Raw genomic sequence first — 16086 nt, forward strand, 5'->3', positions numbered from 1 at the left:
CAATGGCGTGGCCGCGCCGGCCAGCGGCCAAATTTCACTGCAGGAAGAAATCGACCGCGCGCTCGACCACGGGCGCATGGATGACATGCGGCCCGTCGAACTCGACGTATTGCACGTCATAGCCAGCGGCCCTCAGCTTGGCCGCATGCGCGCGCCCGCTGGTGGCAATTGGCAACTGCTCGTCGGCCAACCCGTGCGCGACGAATACCTTGGGGACGCCAGTCTGCATGAACACCGACATGAAGCCGCCGGAGAACGCGATCACATGGCTGGCAATATCGCCGTTGGTAATGCCCAGCGACAACGCATAGCTGGCGCCATCCGAGAATCCGGCAAAGGCAAGCCGCTGCGCATCGATGCGGTAGTGCGACGTCACCGCCGCCAGCGCCTGGTGCAGCCGCTGCAGGTCCGGCCCGTTGCCGCCAATGACGATATCCCAGGTGGGGTAGAGCGAATGCGGCGCCAGCACCAGGAACTTGCGCTGCCGCGCATGCGGTTCGAGATGGGGCAGGACTTTTTCGGGGAAGCCGCCGGCGCCGTGGAACATGACCATCAGCGGCACCGGAACCCCGGCATCGAGACCCTCGGGAACGAACAACTGGGCGTGGCGCCCGTCCACCAATGTCATGGGATGGCGTCCGGGCGGCAACGGGGGATGGACCGGATCCGCCGGCACAAAGGACAGCCGACCGAACAGCGAAGGATCGAGCATGGCACGTCAGGGGCACTTGATATTTTGTATATTACATACGAAAGAGCGTTTCCGCCACTCGAATTGGAGCCCTCGCCGTACCCGGCTAGCCCGTAAAGCGGCCTCCACTGCGGCGCCGTGCGCGCGCTATTCGGGTGTACCCCTAAAGGCAGGGTCAAAATCTGCCGATATCTCCGGTAAACTTGCGGCCGGTTCCGTATTTTTCGCTCGCCGGCGTGGTCAGGATGTCCACCTCTTGCAGCCGGCGGCCGTCACCGCGTGGATCCCGATCCTGCTCCAGTACGGCTTTCGCATCGGCTCATGGCTTTGATGACTGCGAAGGTCTGACGTATCCCCCGCAAAACGCAACCCTTTGCCGCCATCGCCAATATCAGCGCGCTTGGGGCATCGGGTGATTTTTATTTTTGGAAACCGGCATTGCCGCATTGAGCTGCCCGCCATAGCAGGCGGCCAATCCGTAGAGACAACAAACATGTCAAAGCAGTGGAAGGTGTCGCTGGCCAATCTTTGCATTGGGGCCTACCGACTCCTTAGTATTGGCGCCAAAGCCGCGCGCTCGCCCGTCCACGAGCAGAAGTTCAGCCGCATCGTCGTATTCTCGACCACAGCCCTGGGTGACTTCATGTTGAATACCCCGGCAATCCGGGCCCTGCGCAACCGATACCCGGACGCAAGGATCACGCTGGTGGCGAATCCCAGAAACCGCGACCTGGTCAGCGCCTGCCGGGACGTCAACGATATCGTCTTCTGGGACCATAAGGCCAGAACCCTCGCGGTCACCGTCTGGCGGCTGCGCCAGCGCAAGCCACAGGTGGCGGTGATCCTGCACTCGAAAGCACCGTACGACCTGATCGCCGCGGTCTTCGCCGGTTGTTCCTACCTGTTCAAGAACATCTACGATGATGAACTGCCCGGGCAGGAACGATGGCTCGCAGCCGCTACCCGGACCCGCGACGAAGGCCACCTTATCCAGAGCAAGCTGGACCTGGTGGGGCATCTGGGCTGCGACACGACCAACACCGAGATGTTCGTGCCGGTCCGTGCTGCCATCGGCAGTCCGCCGGCGAAAACTGTGATTGGCTTCCAGCTGGGCGCGTCACAGCCGATCCGCTGCTGGCCAGTCGAACACTTTGTCAGCCTGGCCCAAGCGCTGCTCGCCGAAGCGGAAGACACCATGATCGCGCTGATCGGGTCCGACAAGGAAAGCCCCCTCGCCGCCCGGTTCATGGCGGGGCTGACGCCTCAGCACCGGCAACGCGTCATCAGCCACGTCGGCCAAACCACGCTGCCAACGCTGGTTACCGTGATCCAGGGCATGAAGGTGCTGGTCACCGGCGATACCGGCCCGCTCCATCTGGCGATTGCGCTCAAGGTAAGAACCGTCAGCCTTTTTGCCACCGCGAGTCCGAAGAAAACCGGCCCGTATCAGGACAAGGACTTGCACCGGGTGCTGCACGCGGCAATAGACCCGGATCTAGCCGCCGCCGAACGCCTGCAGCCGATGGCTCTGATCAAGGTCGACGAGGTACTGCGCGCGGTAGTGGCCTCGATGCGCGGCGCCGAGCCCAGGCCCCGGCGATCATCGCAAGCGGAGGCGGGCCAGCTCCAGCAGTCGCCCCGACCAGAGATGGCCTTGCTGGCCGCCTCCTAGCGCCCTACGCTTCCCGCGCCAGCTGCGCCTGTATCGCCGCGGCCAGGTTCATCAGCGGCGCCGCCAGGGTCGCCTCGACCACGTCGGCCGCCAGGGGCGTGGACAGGCTCACGTTCAGCACGTGGACGGCATAGCCATCGACGCGCATCGGTGTCGCCATGGCCACGACCTGGGGCTGCCATGACGCGACGCAGTAGCCTTTGTCATGCACGCAGGCCACCGCCGCCTCGATCTCCCGCCGCAGCTCGCCCCAGCCCCGGCCGCGGTGCTTGTCGGCCATGGCGCGCATCATGGCGCTGAAAGCTTCCGGCGACAGCGTCGCGAGGTAGGCGCGGCCGAGCGAGGTCAGCGCCATCGGGATGCGCTGTCCGCTCACCACCGTGCGCAGCGACTGGCGGCGGTTGTAGCGGAACGACTCGAGGTAGACCATCTCGTCGGCCTCGGCCACCGCCAGCCCGACGTTGATCCGGTGCTGCATCGCGACCTCGACCATCATCGGCGTGGCCGCCTTGAGGCCGATGCACAGCCCATCAATTCCACTGTACGGAATTGATGGTGCTACTTCCCATGCGGTGAAATGACGACATCTTGCGCAGGCTGATGCCCGGCAAGCGCCTGATGTGCGTGGCCCTCGTTAACCTCGGACATTAAATTTTCTTGCACTTACCACCGCTAAGTCATTGCCACGACGAGTTAACGGAACTCGCCCACATGAGCATCTATTCCCAATTCGGTCGCCTCGCGACGCCGACGGAGCTGGCGCGCCTCAGGTCCCAGGTTGGTCCGAGCTGGCTTTCTCAGGCAGCCACCAGTCGCGTTCTGGTCAAACCGCTTGGAGGCGTCCGCGTGACCGATCTCTTGGGTAGGCTACCCGGCCACTTAAACGCCGACTTCGCGTTCGTGGCCGACTCGGTTGTGGCCGAATTGAAATGCTTGGAGAAGGATCAAATCAACGACAAGAAGGTCATCAAAAAGGCCTCCCAGCTGTATGCCCACGAACTAGCAGCCGGAAAAGCTCCAACCATCGTTTTCGGCGACGTTCGGATGAACACCGCCGGCTTCTCAGATGACGCACGAAGGATCGCCGAGCTTTACCGGATACCTCTCGAACGCGCCGTGAGAAGGGCAGCAAATCAGATCGCATAAACGACACAGGCGCTTAACATCGCAGACCCTGTAGGCCTTCTGTTGATGGCCAACGATAACAACTCTGCCCTAGACCCAGGCCACCTGGGTGCGCTGCTACAAGAGATACTGGCCAAGCGTGATTATCCGAGCATTAATATCGCCATCGTGTTCGCAGGCAATCTTTCCGCAGTTGTCCCCGGCTCGCTTGCACGAGTCGACATTTGGATTCCCATCACTCCCTGTGAAGTGGCGCCAGCAATCAATGAGTTCTTGGGAAAGCTCCGAGCTGCGTGGTTCTCGCAGCTAGAACAAGACTTCGGCATCTCAAAAACCTACGCTGGTATGCCGGATTCGCAGACATTGCACTTGCTCAGATCCCGCCGACACACAACTTTGAAGTGAGCTCTCACGTGTTGGCGACCATCGTCACACAGAGAAATCGCGAACAACTTTATGAGCGGGCGCCGGCATGGCCGGCTTCGCACATCTCCCTACTTCGTCACGCCCCCTACCTCGACTAGCTTCGGCTTAGGAAACGGAACTGGCTTCGTCGTCTGAGGAAGGCCATCGGTGATGGGATAAAGCGTAGCAGATGGCTCACAGACTACTTGCTTGCCGTTACTCAAGATGCCAGCTGTCGCCAAGCCGCCGATGGCGGTCATTGTCTCCGGTACTTTCGTATCAGTTTTCTGACCGACAGACGTAATCATCCCCGACGACAAATTGACGGACAGGTCTGCGGAGCCATATCCCGATGCGAACGTAAGGGATCGCTCCTTGTTTGGCAACGCTACTACGGTGGCCGTTGAGACGCAGGCCTTGTCGACGGCGACGAATATATACGGCTTCGTCTCGAAATAGGTCAGTCCATCATCTCGCCGCTCGGGATGAAATTTAATCCCTGCGCAACCTGCAGTTATCAGCGCGAGTGGCATTAACAGGATCGCTCCCGGGCTTATGCGTACTCTTGAATCATGATTGCTCATCACGATCTCCCATCTGCTTTACACGATCGTCGCAGCCTAAGTTAAGCAGTAGAAAGTTCAAGTTTGAGACAGCGCTCTATGTGGGCCGGACACATAGACCCCCCCAGCGTGCAAGAATTCCAGCGCTGGGGGCACGACATCGTCCTAGCAGGAGGCCCTGCTACACAGCGGAATTGGCAACCAGCCGCTTCAAAGTCAGATAGAACGGCTAGCGCGTGCGATACCGAAGAAATGTCCCGAATTGTTCGATGCGATGGAGGGGATGGAGGAGGTTGACCTGACCCGACTCTCGACGACCTTCGCGATCGCCTTGCGGTGCCTACAGCATTGACTCGATAAGGGGACGTCGCTATTCGTAACCAAAGGAACGCAACGAAGTCGAGGTATTCCGCACAATAGAAGAGCTCAAGTCCCGCGTGAGAATCCGCTTGGCCGCGAAATTGACTCTGCCAGCTTCGGCCGCCTGGCGAGCCATTGATGGGGGAGGAGTTACCACGGAAGACCACTAGAGGTACCCGGCGATAGCGATTCCAGCTAGCCTCGCTTCCATTGGATGCCTTGGGCATGCGCCACTATGTTCGCTAGGCATTCACTCTTCTGCGATCAAGGACCGATTCTGGTTCTTGCCTAACCACGCCGGCGCCCGACCACGACGGGACCAGATCTTACCCGTCTTCGGGTCGCGATACTTGGCTGGCAGCGGGGCACGCGCAGCCTTGGCTGCCCCGCTTCCCGCCGGATGTCCACGGCGACGCTTCGTGGCGATGTCATCAACCGTCAGACCATACTCAGTCATCAGCATCTGAATTCTTCGATAACACCAGCTAACTTCAGTCGCGCGCGCTTCAACCAACTGCGCCTCAAGCGCTTCCTTCTGAGTCATCAATTGCTCGTATGTTGCCATTCAACGCCTCGCTTTACAAAAACAGGTATCTGAAAGCACATTATCATGCGTTATCCAGACGTACGGATACAATGCACGTCGCAAAAAAATACATCAAAGAAATTCACAATGGCGGTCACTGCGAGAACATTACTTCTCCGATTCTCAGGCGGCGTGAATGGCTTGACGAGGACAGCTCAAGGCCTCTCGTATGGTAGACAACGCTGCTGGCCAACCAATACGCTCCTGTTCCAAGCGCACTTTGTCGCCCCACCGGTCAGTGCGCAGTCCTGCGTAGGTATCTAGTTCCGACTCGGTCAAACCTTCGGGGCTTTCAATCTTGCTCTGCGACGGCTCACGAACCCAGAGGATCCTATGGGAGAACAACGTTTCCTCGTCCATAAGCAGCGAGACGATATTTGGGAATCGTTTCCTGGCGCGAGCAAGGATGGCAAAGCCGTGGGTATCTAGATCGCCCCAGTACAGCATCTGCTCAGCATCGCGAAGCCAGGTAATGCTTTCGAGCTGGTCAACAGCCATTCCCAGGCCCATGAAGACAACAGCGCCGTCGACATCTGGCAATGCAACGCCCGTGTTGAGATTCTCGACGACCATCACAACGCGTGGCTCGAGTTCTAATCTCGCCAACTCGCTTATCGGAGCCTCGATATCACACAGCCCCCCGACTGCCATACGTAACCGCGGGCATAAGACTCGCATCCGCATGCGAACCGGATCCGGACGGAGGCCGCAAAGGGCATGGAAGCCAGAATCAGAATTATCACTCAAAATATGACGGATCAAGCTTTGCACGATCCCTCGGCGCGGCCAGACCCACTTGGTGTCAACATCCGCGACAGGCAACTGGCGCAGATATAACCCTGAGGAGCGATTGGCCACCAGCCATTGGAGCAGCTTCGTCAACCGCGCGAAGTCGGCGTCGTCGTAGTGGATAAGTACGTCGTCGCAGATGCGGGCAACCGCCTTTGAGCCAGCTAGGCCTGGAAACTGCGAACACCATGCGGCATACCGGGCAGCACTTCTCACCCAACTGGCATCCCGCCCCAGGAACTGAGCCATCTCCAACGGGCTGGCGAGCACGAGCCTGGCCGGCAACTCTTGGTCGCCCGAAGTCCATCGACGCGAATTCCACTCGACTGTCCCGCCTGTCCCACTCCACTTCCGCCAACTCGAAACCCATTCGCGCGTTCCGGCGAGGTCCGCGAGGACGTCCTTCTCGGATAGGCTATTGAGATTGAACGTCTGCGGCCATCCCAGCGCATTATCTGGATCGACCAGCCAGTTTGCGTGATGGGCATCCCACTTCTTTGTTACGACTGCACGCACTTGCGTCGGAGAGAGTCGCTTCGACATACTCAAGCCCCCTCCTCATCCGCTTCTTCAGCGAGTTCCTCAGCCAGAACATCGCGCGCTTCCGCCGGAAGGTCTAGCCGGCCGGTTTCGCCCACGTAGGTAATCGCGAGCACTTCGGAGTACTTCCTATCCCGGATGCTTACGAAGGAGCCCCCACCGATGAATGGCTCCAATGCCATCACGTTCTTCACAGGCGTTGCCGCGACCACCTGAAACCCGAAATTCTTGAAGATGTTCATCACCATGGCGGTGAACTCGTTGTCGGCGCGGTCGAATGCCTCGTCCATGACCACCGTCGAGTAAGTTGGCCATAAACCATCTTCCCCTGCCAATTGATAACGAAGTGCCGCCGCCAAACATGTGGTGGTGAGTTTCTGGCGCTGACCGCCTGATTTCCCTGCCCCGCTGTCATACGATTCCACCTCGTTCCTATCCTCATCGAACTCGGTGGCGGAGAACTCAACGTGTAGACGCACGTCCAATACGACATTGCGCCATTTGACATCTAGCGGCTGCTGGCTGCCTAGCCGTTGCACAACCGCATTGAGTACGGCAAACCGGCGCTCCATCTCCTCGTCGTCATCGTCCTTGAAGCTATGACTGAGCGCTGACCGTAGTTGCTTGCGGAACTCCGTAACCTCGAGCGGCGGTCTATCCTTGTAGTCAATCTCGAGGTAGGTGTTCTCATTGAATGCGCACCGACGCAGACTCGCGTTGACCTGGTCAAGCCGCTCCTGGATAGTCCTACGCTCCTGGTCGAGGCGTGTATGCAGGACTGCCAGGTTCTGGTCACTCTGTTCCCGGAGAAGATTCTTGAAACGGGCGACGAATACGTGCAAGCCGTCCGTTTCCAAACGGTGAAGCTTGGCCATAAAATCTGGAGCCGCCTCCAGGCTAGGATCCAACCCCTGAGCTTCTGCAGGCCATTTGGTACAGAACGCATTCAGGAGTCGCTCGATGCGTGCCTTGATGTCCGTTGACTTCAATGTGGTCTCAAGCTCTTCCGCCGAGATCGCCTTGAGTACGGCACTCGCAATCTGATCTGCGTTATCCGGCGTGAGCTTGCGGCCAGTTGCCGCGAATCTCCGCTCCAGTCCCTCTTCCTGAGTCGGGGTCAAATTGACGGAAAGCAGATCCTCCGGGATGTCCGAGAGCTGACGCCTCGCCCGGGTCAACTCTCTTTCGATTTCGGCGGCTTCCCCTTCAGCGGCCTGCCGTGCTGCGGCCGCGACGTTCCACACTTTTTTCTGTTCCGAGATGAGCTCATCGAGGATGCTCAGTTCAGGACGATCCTGAAGCTCCTGGGCGATTCGCTCCCTGAGGTTTCTCACCTCGTCCAAAGCTGCTGCGACGTTCACGTTGTCCCATGTCAAGTTGACAATGCTCTGGCAATGCATTACCTGGTCGCGCTGACGATTCGCCTGATTACGGGCCTTTTCAATGGCCTTCCGCGTCTCCTCGACAATTGGCGCCAATTCCGCCGCCTCCGCCTTGAACGCGTCCAGCTTCTCCTTGTTGGAGAAGCCCATCACCCAGCTCTTTCTATCATCGAGTCGCCGTCTGTCGTCCTTCTCATGGCGCGTGCGACTGTGCTTTATCTGGCCCGCCGCGGTTACGCCACGCTCCACGCCCCGAAGGTCCTCAGACGATTCCACGCACGCATAGTCAAATCGGCTACGCAATTCTTCCTGCAACCATGCCTTGAAGTTCGGCGCGATATCCATTTTCCGCACCAGTGAGTGGGGCGAAAGCTCTGTTATCGGCTGCGCTGTACGCGGAATCATGCGCAGGTAGACAAGCCGGTGTCCCAAGTGCACCTCGTCGACATAACGCGCGACATCAGGATAGTGGTCCTCGTCAACCAGCATCGACGTCGCGAAGCCGCCCAGTACGCGTTCCAAAGCACCGGTCCACCTCCCTTCCGAAGCCTTCACTTGCAGCAACTCGCCTGCAAATGGGAGTGATTCCTCTGGAATCCGCAACGCCCGGCTCATCTGCTCTCTAATCTGCAGCAGATGAGACGGCATGTTCGACGTCCGAGCTTCCATTGCCTGGATTTCAGTCAGCAGTTTGGCAAACTTTTCATCTGCATTCCGCTTTTCCTCTTTAAGCTTGTCGAGCTCCTCTTCGTGGCGTTGACTCATCGAATCACGCTGGTCGACGATCCGCTGCCCTTCCACCTGTGCCTCGGCGAATGCTTGCGGGTTCGTCGGCGTTGCCCATTCAAGCTCAGAACAGGCATTGCGCATGCGCTCATGATTCTTGCTGACTTGTGGCAGTCGTACCCGCTCGGCCTTGTCCAACCGCTCATTGAGGCCAGCCAGTATGTCTCCGCCCTCTCCAGCGCGTTTGGCCAGCAGCTCGTTATAAGCGCTCTCCTCTTGCCCTTCCTTCGTCTTCAGCGACTCGATGCTGTCGATGACACCACGCTGCTTGGTTGTGAATTCGTCGAGGAGCAGATCCAGGAGCGATTTCCTCCTTTGCTCTCGGAAATAGTCAATGCCTAAACGCTCTTCCGCGAGAACAGACAAGACCGCACTTGCCTGCTCATATTCTGCCAAGGCGCTCCTCGCTGGCTGCAATGCTTCAATCTGATTGCGAGCGGTGAGGACGGCCTCGTGGGCCGAGTTGAGGACCTGGAACTCATTGACCAGAGTCTCCGCCACCGCAAACGTCTCCGGAGGATCCAGCATGAAATCCCGCAAGAACTTGTTCAGGTCGCCCAAGTCCTTGGCTGACTGAGTCTTATGCAGCAGGCGGAGGGCCCTGTCGCTGGCGATTCCGAACAAACGCGTGAACTTGCTCTGGTAGCCACTGAACTCATCGGTGAAGAACACATCCGACAGCGTGGCTTTGAGCTTACGAACATCAAAGCCGGCACCTGCCTGGGGGAAAAACTCGAGTTCCTTCAAGGAAAACTCGCGCTCGGTCATGAAGAACAGAGGGTGGACGTCGCCATTCGCCGAGCCATTCCCCTTAATCCAGAGAATGCGACCGAGAACGACTACCCGCCCGGTGCTATCTCGGTACGTCTCAGCGATAGCGGACCAAGTGGTGCCCATTCGCAAGAAGCGCTTGACCTTCTCCCCTTCATCGCCCGTCTGCGTCGCCCACGCTCCGCGAACGTATGTTGCAAGACTGCGATCCGCGGCCCCACCCTTTTCGGCAGTCCGAGCGGCAACGTTGAAATCCAACCAGCGCGGAGGAGTCAGTAGCGACGTATGGCCGTCCAGCAACGTGCTCTTCCCGGAGCCCGATGGTCCAAGCACCAAATGACCCTGACTTGCTACGTCAATGTCGTATAGGTCTTCAAAGGTGCCCCATCGATAGGTTTGGATACGTCGAAGCTGAAATTGGAACTCTCGACCTGGCAAGAGGCCGAGGTCTCCTTGGCGCGCCGCGGCGAGGGTAGGCATACTCGCGTCCATTACATATCCTCCGATTTCGTGCCAGCAGGATCCACAGGCGCGTAGCGCCGATATGCTGCAGAAAGTGCCTCAATCCCCTCAACCGGAAACAGCAGCCGTAAGGAGGCCGATACTTCATAACGCTCGTCCGAGCCAGGGAGCTTGATTAGCACCCCTATCTTCTTCGCCTTTTCGATAGCGCCCTCAATCTGACGGCCGAAACGCGAAATGTCCACGTTGTCATTCCGCTCGAACGCCTTGAGGTACTCCTGCATCTCCATCCGGTCGAGAACCGCCCGCTCAGACTGAGCGTCGGAGTATGTCAATCGCTGGCGCAGGAACAGAAGCAGCACCGACTCGATGAAGTTGAGACTCTGTCGACGCAGGAGAATCGGGATATTCACCTCCTCCGAAGTGACTTGCCTCGTGAAAGCCACACACGCTTGGTTGTCCACAACCAAATCGAGAAATAGATCATGAAGCCGGGAGCGAAGTGCGCTCTCGTACCGCTTCATTCCGTTCCAGAGATTTTCGTGTCGGCGGGCATCTAACGATGGGCCCTGTAGCAAACGTACGAGTACACGCCGCGCAGGAACAGGCAGAGTACCGGTGTCGCCTCCAAAACGAACTTCACTCTCGATCGCATCATCGTCAGCGTCGACTTCCTCAAGGTCACCGTCATCGACATCGTTCTCACCGGGAAAATTCATATTGCTTTTCCTTTAGGAAATAGACCAACGGCACATTCGCCGCGCGATGCGTTCCGTCCATCCCGCACCAACTGACCTTCACCTGACTTGGAGTTACCTGACCATGTCGTATGGCTAGATAGATATAGCCCACCACTGACCCCAGACCCTGAGTTGGAGGGTAGGCTCGTACGAGTTCATCGATGCCGACGACGTTTGCTTCGCGAAGGAATTCATAGATGTTTCGCCTCAACAAGGCAAAGTCAATCTCGGAGTTCCTCACCATGTCGGCGATGTGTTGCAGGCTCATCGAGGACTCCGGGGCATCACGCATGCTTGCATCCTGCATACGCTCCGCGGGGTCGTACAGATTCCACTGCGATGCCGACCGGAGCCGCGCGCTTGTCATCCAAAGCTCGAAACCGATATCCTGGTTGGTACGAACATCGTCCTTAATCGCCAAGGCATCGCGTTGCGAATTGCGCAACACCTTTGCAAACCGCCGCTGCTCAAGATACTCGCGGCTTTGAACAAACGTGCGCAGGCTACGAGAAAACGTCTGCAGCACCTCGTGTACCAATCCGCCCTCATCTACAAGGCGATTTGTGAGATTCCGTAGGAATCGCTTCTCGGTGGAACTCAGTTCTTTCGCGAAATCCCGACTCACAACTTCAGTCAGCGCTTCGGAAAAGATGGTCGACTGCTCAATATCGGTAAGCAGTCGCCAGAAGGCGTAGAAGGTTTTTCCTGCCGGCGATTCACCGATGAGGTCCATACCGGCAAAAAGCTGTTCCAAAACCTGCCCGCGGCTTCCCTCATTGTTGAGTACATCTGCACGGAGTTGACGATTGAGCGAATCAAAATCGTCTCTTACTCGACGAAAGTCCGCGGTAAGGTCGTCTGCCAGGGCAATGACTTCACGGGTACGCTCAAGTGCGCGCTCCGTTGACAGCGTGTCGACAATGCCTCGCCCGAGGTCCTCCAATTGCCTGTCAATTCGGGCGCGCTCGGCAAGCAGTGCTTCACGGCGGCTGCCAGGGTCTGGGTTGGTGTCGTCGGCAAGCCTCGTCAACTGCTGCATAACCGTTGCCAGTCGGCTTTCTGTCGCGACTGCCCGCGGTCGGATAACGCCTTGCAGAAAACGAATCGCCGTGATCGCATCCGTCGTCAGTTCGTACTGCTCCTCCGGGGCGCCAACCGGCAGTCTTCGGCTGAGCCAGCCCTCCGATAGCCAAGCTGCGATATACGCTTGCGGAGTCTGCGCCATATCTTCACCGGCCTGCTTAAGGCGCTGAAGCTCTTGCGTCAGTCTTTCATGGAGGGCCGACGCCGGAATCATTTTTTGCTCGCCCAGGAGCAACTCCTGTAGCACGGCAAGGACAACTGGAGCATTGTGCGACGCCAGCAATTTCCAAAGCGCTTGCTCTCGCAGTTGCCTGAGCTGGGCGATGGTCTTGACAGAGCTCATCGGTGCCTCGTCGAGTCGAAGTTAGCGGTCGAAAAGCAAACTTAGTGAAGATCGGACGGCGTCTGTCTCTGCCCTGCACATGCATAACGACGATGTCATAGGCGGTTTTCTCACCGGAACGCGTCTGTTGTTTCATCGAGATCTGCTCCCGCAGATGGGGTTGTCCGCCACCACGAGGTAGGTAGCTTCGTCCTCCGTCGGCTTCTCCAATTCTTGACTGCCTCCGGCAAGAACAAGGAGCAGGCGAAGAGCGTCGCGAAGGCGGATACCCTGACCAGGCAAGGCGGATGCACGCCTGCACTAACCGTCGGGGTAGTCGACAACGTTATCAGCTTGTTCCAAGCGCAGACCCTGGAAATCAAACGTGTAGAGAATATCGCTTTTCCGAGCCAATTGCTCGCCCCAAATAGGGGGTATATCGAGAAACTGAGGTTTCCGCGATCTCGCTCAAAAACATCTCATATTGGCACTAACCAGGCATGGCAAGACGGGCAATGATTGCGCTCCGCGACCCGCAGGCAGGCAGGGCAGCAACCCTTCCGATAGCTGAAGGCGGATTCCGTGGACGTATGGCACCTGCCCCGCATCGGTTCGACAAGCTCGCGCCGCCCACCGTCACGGACCTTTAGTGCGTGACCTCGTAGACAACAAGGGGCGCGATCTCCACGAATATCCACTCCAGATATATGGCAGTTTTTTCAGACGCGAGCACTCCAAACATAACATTGATTATGATTTTCCCTGCGATGTATTTAATATCTCGCAACCCATATTCGCCAGCTCAATATATTTTTGCAACGAGGTTTATGGTCCGAACATAACTCTTTTGTCTACTTCATGCATTGCGCGCGGCAATAGCAAATACACCCGTTCTCAGGCACGGAAGTTTTTGTCAACGGGTCCGCGAGCCCCGGTCAGTGAGGTACCCAGCGCGGCGTACAGCGCCATTCTTTGGTGGGTCGCGAAGTCTACTTCAATTGCGAGCGCCAGGGAGATTAATTGACGGCACTCCTCCATCAACGAGAATTCAACCCAAAATGGAATGGCAGTGGTAAGCAAGCGCGCACCGGTATCGCGCGAATTCGCATGCGTCAGCCTCTTAGAAAGGACGGCACGGACATCTTTGGTATCATCGCGATATCGGTCATGCCACTCGTGCTTAGGCAGACGCTTCCAGTCGACACTGGCATCGCGGCTCCGCTCAACTATGTAGGTGGTGTAGCGTCGATGCACATTCACCAGTTGCTCGTTCCCAGACAGTTGTTCCCGCGCATAGCCCGCAGGGTCAGCGGTCAACAATCCATAGAAGGTCTGAATCGAGTCCACATCGTCTTCATAACTAAACCGCCCACTCACTCGCCCCCGCCCCGTCCTATACTCCGCATCACACCCTTCACCCAAACCCAAACCATGGATTACACCCCCGGCATCAGCCACCTCGCCAGCCTGCTCGCCGATCCCGGCCGTGCCGCCATGCTGTGGGCGCTGATGGACGGCAGCGCACGGCCCGCCGGCGAGCTGGCGTTGATCGCCGGCCTGTCGGCTTCTTCGACCAGCGGGCACCTGGCGCGCCTGTCCGAAGGCGGCCTGCTGGTGGCGGAGACGCGCGGGCGCAACCGCTATTACCGGCTGGCGGCGCCGGAGATCGGCGTGGCGATCGAGGCGCTGGCGTCGGCGTCGCTGGCGAGCCAGCCGCCGCGGCTGCGGGCGGTGCCGGTGTCGCGCACGGCGCCGCCGGCGCTGCGCCAGGCGCGCACCTGCTATGACCACCTGGCGGGCGAGCTGGCGGTGGGGCTGTTCGAGCGCATGACGCAGTCGCGCTGGCTGATGCTGGACGGGCCGCGCGTCGAGCTCAGCGGCGACGGCGCGCAGGCGCTGGCGCGGCTGGGCGTGGACGTGGATGCGGCGCGCCGCAAGCGGCGGCAGTTTGCCTGCACCTGCCCGGACTGGAGTGAGCGCAAGCCGCACCTGGGCGGCGCGCTGGGGGCGGCGCTGCTGGGCAGCCTGCTGGCGCGCGGCTGGGTCGAGCCCACGCGCACTTCGCGCGCGCTGCGCGTGACACCCGCGGGCCAACGCGAGATCATCCGCATCGCGGCCTAGCGCGCCGCGGCAACTGGAGAAAAAAGATGGCCACACCGCTGGACGACGAGTCGCAGGACGCGATCGCGCGTTTCTTCGCCCTGATCAACCTTGGCGACAGCGCCCAGGCCTCGGCCCAGATGGCGATGTTCGAGGATGCCCTGCTCGATGCCGAGGACGACGACACCGACGGGCCGGAACTGCTGTGGGTGATCCGCGAGGTCATCGACTGGCAGTCCGGGTTCTTTGTCGACTGGAAGGACGCGCAGTCCTTTATCGGCTGCCTGACCCAGCTGTGCGAGCGCATGGACCTGGAGCTCGACTGGGGCACCGACGACCCCGAGGACGAGGCCTTCCTGGAGGGCACCAGCGTGCCGGAACTGATGGAGCTGGCGCATAACCAGTTGCGCGTGGCCGGCTATACGCTGTGGAACTGGGATACCGGCGGAGATGCCTACGCCGGCTGGATCACGCGCAGCGAGGATGACGAAGAGATGCTGGACCTGGCCGAGATCCTGCGCTTCGAGGTGCGGCCGGCGGACCAGCCTTATTGAACGCCGGCCGGCGGGGTTTCCGACCCCGCACCGGCCTGGCTGCCCCTAGTCGAACAGGATCACCGAGCGCGCCAGTTCGCCGCGGCGCAGTTCGTCGAAGGCGTCGTTGATGCGGTCCAGCGGCAGTCGCTGCGCGATCAGCTCGTCCAGGTGCAGGCGGCCCGCCATGTAGAAGTCGACCATGCGCGGCATGTCCACCGGGAAGCGGTTGGAGCCCATCAGCGAGCCCTGGATGCGCTTTTCGCCCAGGAAATCGCTGCCCTTCAGCTCGATCTTGACGCCGGGCGCGATCATGCCGATGACCGTGGCGGTGCCGCCGCGGCGCAGCATGGCAAAGGCCTGCTCGGTGGTCTCCTTCAGGCCGATGGCCTCGAAGGCATGGTGCACGCCGCCGCCGGTAAGGGCGCGCACCGCGTCCAGCACGTTGCCCTCGCTCGCGTCGATCACGTCGGTCGCGCCGAACTTGCGGGCGAGCTCGAGCTTGCCGGGCACCCGGTCGATGGCGATGATGCGGCCCGCCCCGGCGATGGCGGCGCTGTTGACCGTGGCCAGGCCGATGCCGCCGCAGCCGATCACGGCGACGGTCTCGCCCGGCTGTACCCTGGCGGTATGGATCACGGCGCCCATGCCGGTGGTCACTGCGCAGCCGATCAGCGCGGCACGGTCCAGCGGCATGTCGCGCCGGATCGCCACCAGCGCGTGCTCATGGATCAGCATCTGCTCGGCAAAGGCCGACAGGTTCAGGAACTGATGCATGGCGTTGCCATGGGCGGCCTGCAACCGCGGCGCCTCATCTTCGCGGCGGCGGGTATCGGGCTCGGTGCACAGCGACAGGTGGCCGGTCAGGCAATGCTCGCAATGGCCGCAATAGGCGGACAGGCAGGTGATCACGTGGTCCCCCGGCTTGACCGTGCGGACTTCCGCGCCGACCTGCTCGACCACGCCCGCGCGCCTCGTGGCCCGGGATGGTGGGAACGGGGTGCGGGTAGGCGCCGTCCACGAAGTGCAGGTCCGAGTGGCAGACGCCGACGGCGGCGGTGCGCACCAGCACTTCGCGCGGTCCGGGCTTGCCGATGGCCACGTCTTCGATCACCAGCGGCGTCCTGGGTTGATGCAGCACTGCAGCTTTCATGGAATTCCTCCGGAGGGGAGCTA

General features: G+C 59.8%; 14 protein-coding genes and 1 pseudogene. 5 read left to right on the forward strand and 10 right to left on the reverse strand.

The genetic code is table 11. From position 1 onward, the window contains the following. Nucleotides 1-34: 34 nt before the first annotated feature. Entirely contained in the window at nt 35-712 is a 678-nt protein-coding gene (locus tag ACEI37_RS05010; RefSeq protein ID WP_373377621.1) for an alpha/beta hydrolase, read from the reverse strand. 472 nt (nt 713-1184) lie between these two features. Here ACEI37_RS05010 and ACEI37_RS05015 point away from each other — a divergent pair, with 472 nt between their 5' ends. Beyond that, entirely contained in the window at nt 1185-2363 is a 1179-nt protein-coding gene (locus tag ACEI37_RS05015) for a glycosyltransferase family 9 protein (protein WP_373377622.1), read from the forward strand. Nucleotides 2364-2367: 4 nt separating this feature from the next. Here the strand turns inward: ACEI37_RS05015 and ACEI37_RS05020 are convergent, their stop codons facing one another. Next, complete coding sequence (locus ACEI37_RS05020) at nt 2368-2859, reverse strand: hypothetical protein (protein WP_373377623.1); 492 nt, start codon at nt 2857-2859, stop codon at nt 2368-2370. A 215-nt stretch (nt 2860-3074) separates the two neighbouring features. Here ACEI37_RS05020 and ACEI37_RS05025 point away from each other — a divergent pair, with 215 nt between their 5' ends. Both ACEI37_RS05025 and ACEI37_RS05030 read left to right on the forward strand, forming a co-directional pair. Beyond that, a complete protein-coding gene (locus ACEI37_RS05025) occupies nt 3075-3509 on the forward strand; it encodes a hypothetical protein (RefSeq protein WP_373377624.1) in 435 nt (144 codons plus the stop codon). Between the two features lie 45 nt (nt 3510-3554). Continuing rightward, a complete protein-coding gene (locus ACEI37_RS05030) occupies nt 3555-3893 on the forward strand; it encodes a hypothetical protein (protein WP_373377625.1) in 339 nt (112 codons plus the stop codon). 89 nt (nt 3894-3982) lie between these two features. Here the strand turns inward: ACEI37_RS05030 and ACEI37_RS05035 are convergent, their stop codons facing one another. From ACEI37_RS05035 to ACEI37_RS05065, 7 genes are all read right to left on the reverse strand, one after another. After that, nucleotides 3983-4477: a hypothetical protein gene (locus tag ACEI37_RS05035; protein ID WP_373377626.1), complete on the reverse strand. Its 495-nt coding sequence runs from the start codon at nt 4475-4477 to the stop codon at nt 3983-3985. Between the two features lie 589 nt (nt 4478-5066). Next, entirely contained in the window at nt 5067-5381 is a 315-nt protein-coding gene (locus ACEI37_RS05040) for an H-NS histone family protein (protein WP_373377627.1), read from the reverse strand. Between the two features lie 144 nt (nt 5382-5525). Beyond that, nucleotides 5526-6734, reverse strand: coding sequence for a Wadjet anti-phage system protein JetD domain-containing protein (locus ACEI37_RS05045; RefSeq protein WP_373377628.1), 1209 nt, complete (start codon nt 6732-6734; stop codon nt 5526-5528). A 2-nt stretch (nt 6735-6736) separates the two neighbouring features. Continuing rightward, the gene (locus tag ACEI37_RS05050; RefSeq protein ID WP_373377629.1) at nt 6737-10150 is read right to left on the reverse strand and encodes an ATP-binding protein; all 3414 of its coding nucleotides are present in this window, start codon (nt 10148-10150) and stop codon (nt 6737-6739) included. Between the two features lie 11 nt (nt 10151-10161). Next, a complete protein-coding gene (locus tag ACEI37_RS05055; protein WP_373377630.1) occupies nt 10162-10851 on the reverse strand; it encodes a DUF4194 domain-containing protein in 690 nt (229 codons plus the stop codon). Then, nucleotides 10835-12298, reverse strand: a complete 1464-nt coding sequence (locus ACEI37_RS05060) for a DUF3375 domain-containing protein (RefSeq protein WP_373377631.1) — start codon at nt 12296-12298, stop codon at nt 10835-10837. Before ACEI37_RS05060 ends, ACEI37_RS05055 begins: the two co-directional genes overlap by 17 nt. An 873-nt stretch (nt 12299-13171) precedes the next feature. Beyond that, nucleotides 13172-13624 (reverse strand): hypothetical protein, encoded by a 453-nt coding sequence (locus ACEI37_RS05065; protein WP_373377632.1) that lies wholly within the window; start codon nt 13622-13624, stop codon nt 13172-13174. 84 nt (nt 13625-13708) lie between these two features. Here ACEI37_RS05065 and ACEI37_RS05070 point away from each other — a divergent pair, with 84 nt between their 5' ends. Then, nucleotides 13709-14398, forward strand: a complete 690-nt coding sequence (locus ACEI37_RS05070) for a helix-turn-helix transcriptional regulator (RefSeq protein WP_115681967.1) — start codon at nt 13709-13711, stop codon at nt 14396-14398. Nucleotides 14399-14424: 26 nt separating this feature from the next. Further along, nucleotides 14425-14931 (forward strand): hypothetical protein, encoded by a 507-nt coding sequence (locus tag ACEI37_RS05075; protein WP_373377633.1) that lies wholly within the window; start codon nt 14425-14427, stop codon nt 14929-14931. A 45-nt stretch (nt 14932-14976) separates the two neighbouring features. Here the strand turns inward: ACEI37_RS05075 and ACEI37_RS05080 are convergent. Beyond that, nucleotides 14977-16063 (reverse strand): annotated as a pseudogene (locus ACEI37_RS05080) (Zn-dependent alcohol dehydrogenase). Nucleotides 16064-16086 lie beyond the last annotated feature (23 nt).

This window comes from Cupriavidus nantongensis, from assembly GCF_041726985.1.
In the GTDB taxonomy this organism is placed as follows: Bacteria; Pseudomonadota; Gammaproteobacteria; order Burkholderiales; family Burkholderiaceae; genus Cupriavidus; species Cupriavidus nantongensis_A.